We start from the raw sequence: 14274 nt of genomic DNA, 5'->3' as shown, positions 1-14274 counted from the left end.
GACGCCGCGACTAAGTGTCGGTAGCGGCGCGCAGACTGGTCACATGGAAAATGTGCTTGCCCTCGCCAGTGGGGACATCCTTAAGCGCGAATACAACCGCGCCGCCGTTCCGCGCGAACCGAACGACAAGCTTCTGGATGCGTTGGTTCATGTCGCCTTTGCCTCGTGGTCCAACAGCTGGGAAAAGAAAAGCCTGGTGCGCTGGATCGTGGTCGCCCACGACATCCGCACCGGCGCTCGGATCCACCATGGCGAAACCAAGAATCCGCGGCCCATGGACGAAATCCTGGCCGACATCCATCGGGTGGTCTGCGATGCCGGGGCTCCAGCCTGGTTGGCAGTCCCCAGCAAACGCGGTGGCGTTGCTGCTCGGTTGCATGAAACCGGAACGCCCGTCACCCGCGGCTTGGACCCTCGAAACCGTGCCGTGGGCATCCTGATTCCGGAGATGGCGCACAAAAGCCAGCGGCAAAGCCAAGACGCCATCCGTGCAGGACTCTTGCGCCCGGAGCAACGCGCGGCACTGAGGACGGCCGAACCGGTCCCTCAGCACCCGGCGACCGAGAAACATTACTGGTGGCCCGAATACCTGGATGTCAGTGGCACGAACACGAACCAAATGGTGTTGGCCGCCGATGCGTCCCTGGATCCGCAAGGGGCCAGCGGAGTGGGCGTAGTCAGCAACCGCGGGGACGTGTGCATCCGGTCGTGGCACAGCGACACCAAGATCGGACAGATGGAATTCGAGGCTGTCATCCTGGCCATGGAAATGCTTTGCGGTGTTTCAACCCATCATGCGATGGTGCTCAGTGACAGCAAGGATGCCCTCAAAATGGCGCGAACGCTTGCGGCGAACCTGGTGCCGAAACCTGGTTATTGCGGGATCAGCGACGATGCACGTGCCCGCTTCCTGCAGGCTTGGTCGTCTGTGGAAGCCGAGGTGGAATTCCAATACGTCAGGGGCCATGTGGGCCACCCCTTGAACGAAGCCGCAGACGAACTTGCGAACCTGGCAAGGCTTGCAGCCAAGCAACCGCAACACCTTGTCGAGGAAGAGCTCTGGCGTCGGGTTGACTCCGTCCGCGCGGATTTTCGGGGCGCGGACGGCTACGTGCAGGCGGCGGGGCGCTGAATTGCCCCTGCTCGCGAGGCAAACGACCCGACCCCGGAACCCCTAGATATTGATCCATTGGACTGGCTGCCGCGCGCGAAGGGCCAACCCGGAGGGATCCGCCCTTGCATTGGGACTCCGGCATCCCTGCAGGGCGGTCGATCGGCGCAGCGGTTCCTGTGACGACGGACCTTCGTGGGCCACGGCTGTCCGCGTCGTCCCACGCCGGACGGCGCACGGCACGGAGCCAGGGGGCAAAATTGGTGATCCTCATTACAATAAAGTGGTCAGGTGCTCCAGATCGGTGTTGGTTGTTACGTTGCACATTCATCGTTCAAGGGCCCGACCGCTAGCGATGAGAGACTTTTTGCGGCCCATTTCAGTTTTCCCCTTGGCAACCGGGCCTCCGCCACGAACACGAGGAGTAGCAGTGCCACAAGCACCCAGCGCATCGACCATGGCCGAGATCACGAAGCTGATCGGCTTCGACACCACGAGCCGCGACACCAATCTTCCGCTGATCGACTACGTCGTGGGACGGCTCGAAGCCCTGGGCATCGCCTCGACCCTGGTGCACAACGCCGAGGGCGACAAAGCAAACCTGCTGGCCACCATCCCGGCCGCCGACGGCACCCGGACCGGCGGCATCGTGCTCTCCGGGCACACCGACGTCGTGCCTGTCGACGGGCAGGACTGGAGCAGCGATCCGTTCACCCCCGAGGTCCGCGACGGCAAGCTGTACGCACGCGGCACCTGCGACATGAAGTCCTTCGTTGCGGTGATCATGGCCAAGCTCGATTCGATCGCGGCAGCCAAGCTGAACGAGCCGATCCACCTGGCCTTCTCCTACGACGAGGAGGTCGGCTGCCTCGGCGCCGTGGACCTGGTTGCCGCCATCACCGAGGCGGGCCTGGCCCCGCGCGGGTGCATCGTGGGGGAGCCGACCAGCATGCGCGTGGTCCGCGGCCACAAGTCGGTCAACGTGATCCGCGTGGACTTCCACGGCGTCGCGGCACACTCCTCGCTGACCACCCAGGGCGTCAACGCGATTTCCGCCGCGGCCGAATTCACCGGCTTCGTCGACTCCCTGGCGCGGGGCTTCAAGCAGGACGGTCCCTTCGACGAGGCCTTCATCGTCCCGTACACCACCACTACGGTGAACAAGATCTCCGGCGGCATCGCGGTCAACACCATCCCGGCCGGATGCACCCTGCACTTCGAGTTCCGCTCGATCGGTGCCGATGACCCGGGCGCCTTGATCGAACGCTACCGCGCCGAGGCCAAGCGCATCGAAGGGGAACTGCAGCAGCAGAACCCGGCCGCCCGCGTGGACTTCACGGTGCTGGCACAGACCCCCGGTCTGGACACCCCGGAAGATGCGGGAATCGTGGCCCTGTCGGCCAAACTGGGCGGCACGCCCAGCCCCGACAAGGCCACCTACGGCACCGAGGCCGGATTGTTCTTCAATGCAGGCATCCCCACCGTGGTCTGCGGCCCCGGCGACATCGCCCAGGCCCACGCCCCGGACGAATACATCGAACTCGAACAGATCGCCGCGTGCGAGGCCTTCATCGAGAACCTCATCACCGAACTGAGCGCCTGATTCGCACCGCGACTTCACGGCGCCACATCCACCCCCAAGGAGAAACCCATGGCTGAGACATTAGCCGCCACCCCGCAGCAGCTCGCTGCCGCCAAGAAGGCGGTGATCAGCAGTTCGATCGGTGCCGCCCTGGAATGGTTCGACATCATCGTCTACGCGACCTTCGCCGTCGTTATTGCCGAGAACTTCTTCCCGGAGTCGGACGGCACGATCGCGTTGCTGCTGACCTTTGCCACCTTCGCGATCTCCTACGTGATCCGCCCGCTGGGCGGCATGGTGCTGGGCAGCTTCGCGGACCGCAAGGGCCGGAAGAATGCCCTGACGCTGACACTGATGCTGATGATGGTCGGCACGCTGATCATGGCGGTCGCGCCGACTTATGCCCAGGTCGGGGTGTGGGGTGCGGTGATCATCCTGGTTTCCCGTTTGGTCCAGGGCTTCTCGGCCGGCGGCGAGTTCGGCACGGCAACCGCCTTCTTGATCGAAACGGCCCCGCACAAGAAGGCCTTCTATGCCTCGTGGCAGGTCGCCGCGCAGGGCGCCTCGATGCTGCTGGCCTCGGCCTTCGGCTACGGGTTGACCCAGTGGCTCTCCGAGGAGGCGCTGTACAGCTGGGGCTGGAGGGTGCCGTTCTTCGTGGGCCTGCTGATCGGTCCCGTGGGCCTGTATATCCGGGCCAAGCTCGACGAAACCGAGGAGTTCACCAAGGGAGAGAAGACCAAGACCCCGCTGAAGGACCTGTTTGTGCACCACTACGGCCGCCTGCTGGCAGGTTCGGCGGTCATCGGGGTGGCAACCATCTCGGTGTACATGATCCTGTACATGCCGACCTTTGCCGTGAAGAACCTGGGCATCCCCGCCACCGCCGCGTTCCTGGGCGGCGTCGTGGCCGGGTTGGTCGTGCTGGTCGGCGTGCCGTACGTGGGGCACCTGGCCGACCGGATCGGTCCGGCCAGGGTCATGACCTATGCCGCGATCGGCGCACTGCTGCTGGCCTGGCCGTTGTTCCAGCTGATGGTCACCAAGCCAACGGTCCCGATGCTGATCCTGGTCATTGGCCTGCTGGGTGTGATCATGGCCTTCTACTTCGGCCCGTTGCCGGCGCTGCTGTCTTCGCTATTCCCGGCGGCCATCCGCGGCACCGGCCTGGCCGTGACCTACAACGTCGGGGTGACGCTGCTTGGCGGCATCGCCCCGCTCGTGCTGACGTGGCTGCTCAGCGTCACCGGGTCGTTGAATGCGCCGAGTCTCTACTACATGGCAATTGCCGTGATTTCCCTCGTGGGCCTCTACTTCGTGCGCAAGCGCTACAAGCAGGCCTAGCCAGCCAGGCCTTGCGTCGTTGGCAGGTGGTCCTTGGGGACCTGCCGACGACGCGGGCCCGGCGACCCGGCGCGGGCGCCGGTGCAACTTTGCGTGCTCCGGGACGGGCACGCGCCGGCGATTTGCCAAGTCAGGGATGTGTGTATTAGATTATCTACTTGTTGCAACGCACTGGAACGGAAATCTTCCGAAGAAAGTTGTTGTTTCGGGGCCTTTAGCTCAGCTGGTAGAGCGTCACGTTTACACCGTGAATGTCATCGGTTCGATCCCGGTAGGGCCCACCAATAAAAAGCTCCGCGTCATGGAAGAGATTCCAGGACCCGGAGCTTTTTTGCGTCTCATTTCAGCCGGAACCGCCAGTAAGCCGACTTCATGCTTACAGCTTCACGATAACTGTAGGTATGTGCGGATCATGCCAGCAGTTTCATTGCGGGTGCCGCCAATCAGCGTTGAAACCCATCAGTGGTTTGCCGAGCAGGACGAAATGAACTCGCGGGCGCAGCTTGCCCGTGGATCCGGGCCGTACGAATCGGCGGTCCCGCCGAAGATCGCCAACCTCCAGCTCGAAGTTCCCGCGCTGCCGGCGGCAGACGTCGAGGATGCGGTATCGGCATTGGTGCGTTTTTCGACAACCACGCCCGGGATCGGTTGGGTACGTCCTCTGCCATGCTCGGCCCGATTTCCGAGCAGTTTGCAGCCGCTCCGAGATTCGCGGCGCACTCGGGCGCCGGACTGATCGACAAGCTGGGGCTGGAGCTGGGCGCCGCCAGGGAGTCGCTGGCCGGCCTGCGCCCACAGGCCATGGCGTGGGCGCTGCTGCCGCAACTGGTCTCTCACCCTGTCATGAACACGGAGCTGGTCACCGGGCTAGTGGGGACAGCGCAAACCAGCGCCATGTGTGCGCTGGCCCAGCTCCAGGATGCCGGTGTTGTCGTGGAGCGTTCGGGATACGAGCGAAACCGTGTGTGGCAGCACGACGGGTTCCTTGCTGTCCTCGACGAGTACGCCGCGGAACTTCTGCGGGCTGGAAACCAGATTTGACGTGGTTCGGCGGGGGAGCCACGGCACCTGGCCCCGTTCCGGCCAGGCTTCGTTGGCCGGGACGCGTTCCTCCCGTGACCCGGTGTCCGTGCCGTGCTGCGCGGACCACGCCAGGCGGGAAGGGCCCGCCACAGGAGGGCTGCGTCTTGGCCTCGTGCGAGGGGAGGCTGGACAGGGAAGCGCCCCAACCCCCCATGCGGGGGTTGGGGCGCTTCGGCTGGTTGGTGCCGGGGTCTAGCCGCCGGTGATGTCCTTGGCTGCGTCCTTGACGTGTTCCCCGGCCTGCTTGGCCTTTGCCGCGGCCTGGTCCTTGAGGCCCTGGGCCTGCAGCTGCTCGTTGTTCGTGGCGTCGCCAAGCTTTTCCTTGGCCTCGCCGGCTACTTCCTGTGCCTTGTTGCTGATCTTGTCTCCGAGTCCCATGGCGGGTTTTCCCTTCGTTGATCTTGCGTGAACCCTAACCACGCTAGGAACAGAACCTTGGTGCTGGCTGGGAACTGCTGCAAATCGGCCCGGAAGGCTGCGTCGAATCGGTGAGCGGGCACCGCGGATTTCGCGCGGTGACGGCGATCCGGGGGTTGCCGAGGTTGTTAGAAAGATTGGATCAATGCCCCCTGTTGACACCCCGGCCGTGCGCGTCCTAGTCTGTATAAATCATATTTATGTCGAGCATCACGTAGTTATGTCCGACATTAGCCTGGTTCCACGATGGAGTGACGATGAACAGCCCTGCCTACCCGCCCATGATCGTTATGGGCGTTTCCGGATGCGGAAAATCCACGGTGGGGCGCTTGCTGGCCGAGAAGCTCGGTTCGGCGTTCATCGACGGAGACGACCTGCACCCCGCATCCAACAAGGAAAAGATGGCTGCAGGGCATCCGCTCAACGACGGCGACCGCACTCCTTGGCTCGCAACCATCGGAGACGAACTCTCCGAAAGCGTCCAGGGCGGAACGCCGGCCGTCATCGCCTGCTCGGCACTCAAGCGCAGTTACCGCGACCTGTTGCGCGGCCACGAGCCGTCCACCGTCTTCATCCACCTGCGCGGCACGGCCGATCTCATCCAGCACCGCCTGGATGAACGCAGCCACGAATACATGCCCCCGACGTTGCTGGCCTCGCAGCTGAGCACCCTCGAAGCCCTCGAACCGGACGAGGCCGCCATCGAAGTCGATGTCAGTCTCACCCCCGAGGAAATCGTGGCCCAGGTGGCCAGGACCCTGAACACCCCGTAGCACCCCCGGAACCATCCGGTTCCATCCCACCACCCGAGACCACTTACACCTCCGAAGGACAATGATGACCGACGAGTTAGTCATGAACTGGACGCTGGGCACCCCCGCGCTCCTCTCCATCGCCGTGGGCGCGATCCTGCTGCTGCTTCTGTTCATTATCAAATGGCGCATCCACGCCTTCGTGGCGCTGGTTGTCATCTCGCTGTTGACCGCCGTCGCCACCGGGATCCCGGTGGCCTCGGTGATACCGACCCTGACCGGCGGCTTCGGCGGAACGTTGGCCTCCGTGGCCCTGCTCGTGGGCCTGGGCGCCATGCTCGGGCGCATGCTCGAGACCAGCGGCGGTGCCGAGGTGCTGACCAACGCCCTGATCAACAAGTTCGGGGAGAAGCGCGCACCGCTGGCGCTGTCCATCGCCTCGCTGCTCTTCGGATTCCCGATCTTCTTCGACGCCGGCCTGGTGGTCATGCTGCCGATCATCTTCACCGTGGCACGCCGCCTGGGCGGCTCCTTCCTGGGCTACGCCTTCCCGGCAGCCACCGCCTTCTCGGTCATGCACATCTTCGTGCCGCCGCACCCGGGCCCGGTTGCCGCTTCCGGCCTGCTCGAGGCCAACGTCGGCCTGGTCCTGCTGCTGGGCCTCGTCGTCGCGTTGCCGACCTGGTACTTCGCCGGCCACCTCTACGGCAAGTACGTGGGCCGCAAGTTCAACATCGCCATCCCCGACATCCTCGCCGGCACCGAACAGGAACAGCACGACTTCGCCTCCAAGCCGAAGCTGGGCACCGTGGTGACCCTGCTGCTGCTGCCGCTGATCCTGATCTTCATGAACACCGGACTGAACACCCTGGCCTCGGCCGGGATCGTGGACAAGGGCGCCCAGTGGGTCCAGATCCTGCGCCTGGTCGGCGAAACCCCCATTGCCCTGCTCATCACCGTGCTGCTGGGCATGTACCTGCTGGGATACAAGCAGAACAAGGACAAGACGCTCATCGAGACAGTGGTCGACTCGGCCCTGGGCCCGGTCTGCTCGATCATCCTGATCACCGGCGCCGGCGGCATGTTCGGGGCTGTGCTGCGCGCCAGCGGCATCGGCGATGCCGTGGCCGACTCGCTTGACGCCCTGGGCCTGCCGATCATCGTCGCCGGCTTCATCATCGCCGCCGTGGTCCGCGTCGCCCAGGGCTCGGCCACCGTCGCCCTGACCACCGCCGCGGCCATCATCCAGCCCGTCGTGGTGGGCAACGCCGACCTGAACCAGATCGAGGTCGTGGCCATCGTGCTCGCCCTGGCCGCCGGTTCCGTGTTCGCCGGGCACGTCAACGACTCCGGCTTCTGGCTGGTCTCCCGCTTCTTCGGCATGGACGTCAAGACCACGCTGAAGGTCTGGACCGTCGGCCAGGCACTGGTCGGTGTCATCGGCTTCGCCATCGCGTACCTGATCTACGCCGTCGCCGCGGCCTTCTAGGCAGACTCCACCTGCGTACGACTCGCACACCAGCAAAGGAAGATTCATGGGCAGCAACCTCTTTGACCTCACCGGCCGCATCGCTCTGGTCACCGGTTCCTCGCGCGGCATCGGCAAGGAACTTGCCGCGGGCCTGGCGGATGCCGGCGCGACCATCGTGCTGCACGGGCGCAACACCGAGACCCTGGCGGCAACCGCCGCCGAGTTCGCCGAACGCTTTGGGCAGGAACGCATCTTCTCCTACGCGTTCGACGTGACGGACGCCGAGGCGGTGGCCGGCGGCATCGCCGCGATCGAGGCCGAGGTCGGCCCGATCCGCATCCTGGTGAACAACGCCGGCATCCAGCACCGGGTCCCGCTGCTGGAGCTCGAGGTCGCCGACTGGCAGCGCGTGCTGGACACCAACCTGACCAGCGCGTTCCTGGTGGGCCGCGAAGCGGCCCGGGGCATGCTCCAGCGCGGGGCGGGCAAGATCATCAACATCTGCTCGGTGCAGACCGACCTGGCCCGTCCCACCATTGCCGCCTACACCGCGGCCAAGGGCGGGCTGCGCAACCTCACCCGCGCGATGACCGCCGAGTGGGCGGGGGCCGGGCTGCAGGTCAACGGCATCGCCCCGGGCTACATCCACACCGAAATGACCCAGAACCTGGTCGACGACGAAAAGTTCAACTCCTGGATCCTGGGCCGCACCCCGGCCGGGCGCTGGGGCACCGTGGCCGACCTGGCCGGGCCGGCCGTGTGGCTGGCCTCGGACGGCTCGGACTACGTCAACGGCCAGACCATCTTCATCGACGGAGGAATGACAGTTGTCGTCTAACACCACCACCGCCACGGCCGTTGTCGCCCACGCGGCAAACGACCTGCGCGTCGAGGCCATCGAGGTCGCGACACCCGCGGCGCACGAGGCGCAGATCGCCATCGCCTACGGCGGGATCTGCGGCTCGGACCTGCACTACTGGAGCCACGGGGCGGCGGGGGAATCCATCCTCAAGGCACCCATGGTCCTGGGCCACGAGATCGTCGGCACCGTCACGGCGGCCGCGGCCGACGGCACCGGACCGGCCGCGGGCACCATGGTGGCCGTGCACCCGGCCACCCCCGGCGGCACCGGGGCACGCTACCCGCAGGAGCGGCCCAACCTGTCCCCGGGCTGCACCTACCTGGGCTCAGCGGCCCGCTACCCGCACACCGAGGGCGCGTTTGCCACCACCGTGAACCTGCCGTCGCGGATGCTGCGCGCATTGCCCGCCGGGCTCTCGCTGCGCGATGCCGCGCTGGCCGAACCCGCGGCGGTGGCCTGGCACGCCGTGGCCCGCGCCGGGGAGGTCGCCGGAAAGCGCGTCATGGTCATCGGCGCCGGGCCCATCGGCGCGCTGGCCGTCGCGGTGCTCAAGCGCGCCGGAACCGCCGAGATCATCGCGGTTGACATGTTCGATCGTCCCCTGGAAATCGCCGCGGCCGCCGGTGCGACCGCGACCCTGAAGGCCGACGACGCGGACGCCATCGCCGCGGTGGAAGCCGACGTGGTCATCGAGGCCAGCGGCAACCACCACGGCCTGGCCTCGGCCGTCCGCGGCGCGGTGCGCGGCGGGCGCATCGTGATGGTCGGGCTGCTGCCCTCCGGGGAACAGCCCGCGCTGATCTCCCTGGCGATCACCCGCGAGCTCGAGCTGGTCGGTTCCTTCCGGTTCAACGACGAGATCGATGACGTGCTTGCAGCGCTGGCCGACGGCACCCTCGATGTCTCGGCCGTCGTCACCCACGAGTTCGGCGTCGACGATGCGCTGGAGGCCTTCGCCGTGGCAAGGAACTCCGCGGAATCGGGCAAGGTGCTGCTGCGCTTCACCGCCGAAGGCTAAGCCCTCCGGCCACCATCCGGAAGGCAGCTGCACGACACGCCAGGCGCCGTCCCGGTTTCCCTCATGGGGGACCGGGACGGCGCCTTCGCCGTTTTCCCGCCGGGTTCGATCCTGTTCAGGCACCGGGTAGGTGCGCCCGGGACTCCTTGAGCCTGGCGCTCGCGTACCCCAACGCCTGGCCGATCGTGGTGTCCGGAGGGATCGAGACCTCGTCAGGGTTTGTCACCACATCCAGCAGCACCGGCCCCTCGTGCGCCAGCGCCTCGGAGATCGCCGCCTCCAGTCCGCCCGGATCCTGCACCCGGATGCCGTGCAGTCCGCAGGCCCGTCCCACCTCGGCCAGGTCGGGGTTCGCCAGCACCGTGCCGAATTCCGGCAGCCCGGCCTGCTCCTGCTCCAGCTTCACCATGCCCAGCCGGCCGTTGTTGAACACCACCAGCTTCACCGGCAAGCCGTAGGCCACGGCGGTGAGCAAGTCGCCCATCAGCATGCTCAGCCCGCCGTCCCCGCAGAAGGCCAGCACCTGGCGGGTGCGGTCCAGCGCGCTGGCCCCCAGCGCCTGCGGCATGGCGTTGGCCATCGAGCCCAGGTTGTAGGACCCCAGCAGCCGCCGGGTTCCGCGCATCGTAACGAAGCGTGCCAGCCACACCGTTGACATGCCGGTGTCCGAGGTGAAGATGGTGTCGTCTCCGGCGAGCCGGTCGATCGCGGCGGCGACCGCCTCGGGCCGGATCGCGTGGCCCGGGTTGTCCGCGATGGCCCGCACCCTCCCGGTGAGGTGCGCGTCGTGCTCCGGGTCCGCCAGCGACAGGTGCCGCTTGGTCCAGGCCAGGTAGCGGGTGCGGGCATCGAGCACGTGGCTCTGGTCGGTCTTGGTGTCCAGCAGCGGCAGCAACCCCGCCAGGGCGAGCCCGGCATCGCCGACGACCCCTACGTCCACGGCCGTGCGCCGCCCGATGTGCGCACCGGCCGCATCGATCTGGATGACCACCTTGCCCGACGGGTAGGAATCCCGGTACGGGAAATCGGTGCCCACCATCAAGAGCACCTCGCAGCGTTCCAGCGCGTGGGCGGCCGCCGGGTTGCCGATCAGCCCGGCCTGGCCCACCTGGAACACGTTTGCATCCTCCAGCCCCTCCTTGGCCTTGAGCGTGAGCACCATCGGGGAGGCGAGCTTCCGGGCGGTGTCCAGCACCAGCTCCCGCGCGCCGCGTGCGCCGGCGCCCACCAGCATCGTGATGCGGCGCGCCCGGTTCAGTTCCTTGGCAATGGTCCCCAGCACCTGAGGGTGCGGGGCAACGGGAGCCGCGACGTCCACGAACCGCGGGAGCGCCTCCCGGGGCAGCGCCGCACCGCCGATGTCCCCGGGGATGCTCAGCACCGCGACGCCGCGGCCGGCCAGCGCGGCGTTGACGGCCTGCTCCAGCAGGTACGGCATTTGCGCCACCGAGGTCACGGTGTGCGCGAACAGCGCCACGTCGGCGAAGACCACGTCGTTGTTGACCTCCTGGAAGAAGTCGGACCCGATTTCCCCGCTGGGCACCTGCCCGCAGATCGCCAGCACCGGCGCATGGGACTTCTTCGCGTCGTAGAGGCCGTTGAGCAGGTGGAGTGAACCGGGTCCGACGGTTCCCGCGCACACCCCCAAAGTCCCGGTCAGCTGGGCCTGGGCGCCTGCGGCAAAGGCTGCGACCTCCTCGTGCCGCACCCCGATCCATTCGATTCCCCCGTGGGTGCGGATCGCGTCGGTCAGGGGATTCAGGGCGTCGCCCACCACGCCCCATACGGTCTGCACGCCCAGGCGGGCCAGCGCCTCGACGACCATTGCGGCAACGGTGCTCACGTTCGTGTCCCTCCGCCGACCGAACCGGATGCCGCAAGCGAGACGCGCCGCTGGCGCCAGGGCCCGCACCCGGAGTCGGGGACTCGGTGCGGGGGATGCGGAACGGCCGGATCCGGTGCGGGGCACGGAATGCCAGGCACCCGGCGGGCGCAGTTCCGGCACGGCTCAGGGAACCTGGACATGGCCCCAGCATAGCTCCGGCGCCCCCGGTTTCTCATCCCCGCGCGGACATTGATTCCCGCAGGTGCGCGGGCCGCGGCCCGCGCACCTGGAACGGCTGGCGGACTAGGCGCGCGGTTGCGGGAAGAGGCGCGGGGCGTGCGCCCAGACCCCGCAGATCTCCTGGTTGGTGCGGCGCATGATCAATTCCATGGACTCCCGCGCCAGGTGCGGTTCGTGGGCCGAGATCGCATCTGCCACCGCCTGGTGCCAGGCGAGGGCCTCCTCATGCGGACGCTCGGGCATCAATCCCAGTTCGGTGCGCCCGCGCAGCGTCTCGGCGATCGGATTGGCCAGGTTCGCGAACATCTCGTTGCCCGAGGCGGCCAGCACCATCGCGTGGAAGCGGATATCCAGTTCCAGGAACGAGCCCAGGTCCCCGGAACGTCCGGCATGGCGCATCCGGGCCGCCAGGTTCAGCAGCTCGCCGCAGAATTCCGCCGGCGCGTGTTCCGCGGCAAGTTCCGCGGCCATGGGCTCGACGGCGACTCGCAGCTCGGTCAGCGACCGCAATTGCGCCCCCTGGCCGCCCCCGGCCAGCCGCCAGCGGATCACCAGCGGGTCAAAGGGGTTCCAGTCCTCGGGGCCCAGCACCCGGATCCCGACACGCTTGGTGGAGACCACCAGCCCGGCCGAAGCCAGCACGCGGACCGCCTCGCGGATCACCGAACGCGAGACACCCAGTTCGCTTTCCAGCTCTGCGGCCAGGATCACTTCGCCGGCGGGGATGGAACCGTCGACGATGCGGCTTCCGACGTGTTCAATCGCGCGTTGGTGCAAAGACTTGGGCATGAATCAACCTTATCGGTATTCCGGTCCCCAAACGCCCGTGTGACCACGGACGAAAGCGCGCGTTTCCGGGGCAACTTATGGCAACGGCGCGTGTTCGTCTGGCAATGGATGCACCGGACAAACTAAAGTGGAAAGAAGTCACGGAGCCGTGCCCGGTGCTCTTTCGTGCCGGTATCCGCCCGGCCCAGCAAAATCGCAACGATGGAGACTTCATGCCTGCACAGATTGGCGTCACCGGCCTAGCCGTCATGGGCGCAAACCTCGCCCGGAACTTCGCCCGCAACGGATACACCGTCGCACTGCACAACCGCTCGGTCGCCAAGACCGACGCCCTGCTGGCAGCCCACGGCGACGAGGGCGATTTCATCCGCACCGAGACCATGGAGGAACTGGTCGCGAGCCTCGAGGTTCCCCGCCGCGTGCTGATCATGGTCAAGGCCGGCGGCCCGGTCGACTCGGTCATCGACTCCCTGGTGCCGCTGCTCGAAGAGGGCGACATCATCATCGACGGCGGCAACTCCAATTTCGTGGACACCCGCCGCCGCGAGGCCGCGCTGGCCGAAAAGGGCCTGCACTTCGTGGGCGTCGGCGTCTCCGGCGGCGAGGAGGGCGCCCTGCTGGGCCCCTCGATCATGCCCGGCGGCTCGAAGCAGTCCTACGACGCGCTGGGCCCGATGCTCGAAAAGATCTCCGCCAAGGCCATCGACGGCGCCCCGTGCTGCGCCTGGATCTCCACCGACGGTGCCGGGCACTTCGTGAAGATGGTCCACAATGGCATCGAGTACGCCGACATGCAGGTCATCGGCGAGGCCTACGACCTGCTGCGCAGCGGCGCCGGCATCGAGCCCGCGGCCCAGGCCGAGATCTTCACCGAATGGAACAAGGGCGAGCTGGCCTCCTTCCTCATCGAGATCACCGCAGAGGTCCTGGCCCACGTCGACGCCAAGACCGGCAAGCCGCTGGTCGATGTCATCGTCGACTCCGCCGGCCAGAAGGGCACCGGCCGCTGGACCGTGCAGTCCGCCCTGGACCTCGGCTCCCCGACCTCGGCCATCGCCGAGTCCGTGTTCGCCCGCGGCCTGTCCTCGCAGCGCGACCAGCGTGCCATCGGCCAGGAGGTCCTGGCCGGGCACGAGATCGCCGTGGAACTGGGCGAAAACTTCGTCGAGGACGTGCGCCAGGCGCTCTTCGCCTCCAAGCTGGTCTCCTATGCCCAGGGCCTGGACATGCTCACCTCCGCGGGCAAGGAATACAACTGGGACCTGAAGCTCGACGAGATCGCCTCGCTGTGGCGCGAGGGCTGCATCATCCGCGCCGCGCTGCTGGCCGACATCACCAAGGCCTACGCCGCCGAGGAAAAGCCGGCCAACCTGCTCTTCGCCCCCGCCTTCTCCGAGGCCATCGCCGCCGCGCTTCCGGCCTGGCGCCGCGTGGTCTCCACCGCCGTGCAGCTCGGCGTGCCGGTGCCGGTGTTCTCCTCCTCGCTGGCCTACTACGACGGCCTGCGCCGCAAGCGACTGCCTGCAGCGCTGACCCAGGGCCTGCGCGACCTCTTCGGCGCGCACACCTACAACCGCGTCGACGTTGAAGGCTCGTTCCACACCCAGTGGAGCGGCGACAAGACCGAGATCGAGGCCGAGGACACCCACTAGTCTTCGGTTCCCATCCCACAGGGGCGGCGCCTCCGGTTCTTCCGGAAGCTCCGCCCCTTCTGGTTTCCCAGTCCGTGCGGCGTCCTGGAGGAAGCACGGTCCTGCACTGCATCCCTGCAGGGCAGTTG

Annotated in this window: 12 protein-coding genes and 1 tRNA gene; 10 read left to right on the top strand and 3 right to left on the bottom strand. The window is 67.0% G+C overall.

Annotation, left to right across the window (positions count from 1 at the left end; all coding sequences use genetic code 11):
* Positions 1–43: 43 nt before the first annotated feature.
* The 5 genes from FPY90_RS04315 to FPY90_RS04295 all read left to right on the top strand — a co-directional run bounded on the left by FPY90_RS04315 (position 44) and on the right by FPY90_RS04295 (position 5078).
* On the top strand, positions 44–1132 hold the full coding sequence (locus tag FPY90_RS04315) for a ribonuclease HI (RefSeq protein ID WP_083411308.1): 1089 nt from the start codon (positions 44–46) through the stop codon (positions 1130–1132).
* A gap of 409 nt (positions 1133–1541) precedes the next feature.
* The gene (gene argE / locus FPY90_RS04310) at positions 1542–2714 is read left to right on the top strand and encodes an acetylornithine deacetylase (protein ID WP_286135420.1); all 1173 of its coding nucleotides are present in this window, start codon (positions 1542–1544) and stop codon (positions 2712–2714) included.
* A 48-nt stretch (positions 2715–2762) separates the two neighbouring features.
* Positions 2763–4037 carry an MFS transporter gene (locus tag FPY90_RS04305; protein WP_071215393.1) on the top strand — a complete coding sequence of 425 codons (1275 nt, stop codon included), beginning with the start codon at positions 2763–2765 and terminating at the stop codon, positions 4035–4037.
* A 208-nt stretch (positions 4038–4245) separates the two neighbouring features.
* Positions 4246–4321, top strand: a tRNA-Val gene (locus FPY90_RS04300).
* A gap of 382 nt (positions 4322–4703) precedes the next feature.
* Positions 4704–5078 carry a hypothetical protein gene (locus FPY90_RS04295; protein WP_071215394.1) on the top strand — a complete coding sequence of 125 codons (375 nt, stop codon included), beginning with the start codon at positions 4704–4706 and terminating at the stop codon, positions 5076–5078.
* A 234-nt stretch (positions 5079–5312) separates the two neighbouring features.
* On the opposite strand, the gene FPY90_RS04290 is transcribed toward FPY90_RS04295, so the two are convergent.
* On the bottom strand, positions 5313–5498 hold the full coding sequence (locus FPY90_RS04290; RefSeq protein WP_071215395.1) for a CsbD family protein: 186 nt from the start codon (positions 5496–5498) through the stop codon (positions 5313–5315).
* Positions 5499–5794: 296 nt separating this feature from the next.
* On the opposite strand from FPY90_RS04290, the gene FPY90_RS04285 reads away from it, so the two are divergent.
* The 4 genes from FPY90_RS04285 (at position 5795) to FPY90_RS04270 (ending at position 9640) form a co-directional block, all read left to right on the top strand.
* The gene (locus FPY90_RS04285) at positions 5795–6310 is read left to right on the top strand and encodes a gluconokinase (RefSeq protein ID WP_071215396.1); all 516 of its coding nucleotides are present in this window, start codon (positions 5795–5797) and stop codon (positions 6308–6310) included.
* Positions 6311–6374: 64 nt separating this feature from the next.
* Positions 6375–7778, top strand: a complete 1404-nt coding sequence (locus tag FPY90_RS04280) for a GntP family permease (protein WP_217641910.1) — start codon at positions 6375–6377, stop codon at positions 7776–7778.
* A gap of 46 nt (positions 7779–7824) precedes the next feature.
* Positions 7825–8598: an SDR family oxidoreductase gene (locus FPY90_RS04275; RefSeq protein ID WP_498684021.1), complete on the top strand. Its 774-nt coding sequence runs from the start codon at positions 7825–7827 to the stop codon at positions 8596–8598.
* A complete protein-coding gene (locus FPY90_RS04270; protein ID WP_498684019.1) occupies positions 8588–9640 on the top strand; it encodes a zinc-binding dehydrogenase in 1053 nt (350 codons plus the stop codon). Before FPY90_RS04275 ends, FPY90_RS04270 begins: the two co-directional genes overlap by 11 nt.
* A 115-nt stretch (positions 9641–9755) precedes the next feature.
* On the opposite strand, the gene FPY90_RS04265 is transcribed toward FPY90_RS04270, so the two are convergent.
* Entirely contained in the window at positions 9756–11483 is a 1728-nt protein-coding gene (locus FPY90_RS04265) for a thiamine pyrophosphate-dependent enzyme (protein ID WP_498684017.1), read from the bottom strand.
* A 285-nt stretch (positions 11484–11768) separates the two neighbouring features.
* Positions 11769–12494, bottom strand: a complete 726-nt coding sequence (locus tag FPY90_RS04260) for a FadR/GntR family transcriptional regulator (protein WP_307579673.1) — start codon at positions 12492–12494, stop codon at positions 11769–11771.
* Between the two features lie 212 nt (positions 12495–12706).
* Between FPY90_RS04260 and gnd the strand changes: the two genes are divergently transcribed.
* Positions 12707–14146: an NADP-dependent phosphogluconate dehydrogenase gene (gene gnd, locus FPY90_RS04255; RefSeq protein ID WP_498684016.1), complete on the top strand. Its 1440-nt coding sequence runs from the start codon at positions 12707–12709 to the stop codon at positions 14144–14146.
* The last annotated feature ends 128 nt before the right edge of the window (positions 14147–14274 follow it).

The sequence above is a fragment of the Arthrobacter sp. C2 genome (assembly GCA_024207135.1).
In the GTDB taxonomy this organism is placed as follows: domain Bacteria; phylum Actinomycetota; class Actinomycetes; order Actinomycetales; family Micrococcaceae; genus Paeniglutamicibacter.
Note: the sequence above shows the minus strand (reverse complement) of the source record. Positions and strands in the feature narration are given on the sequence as shown.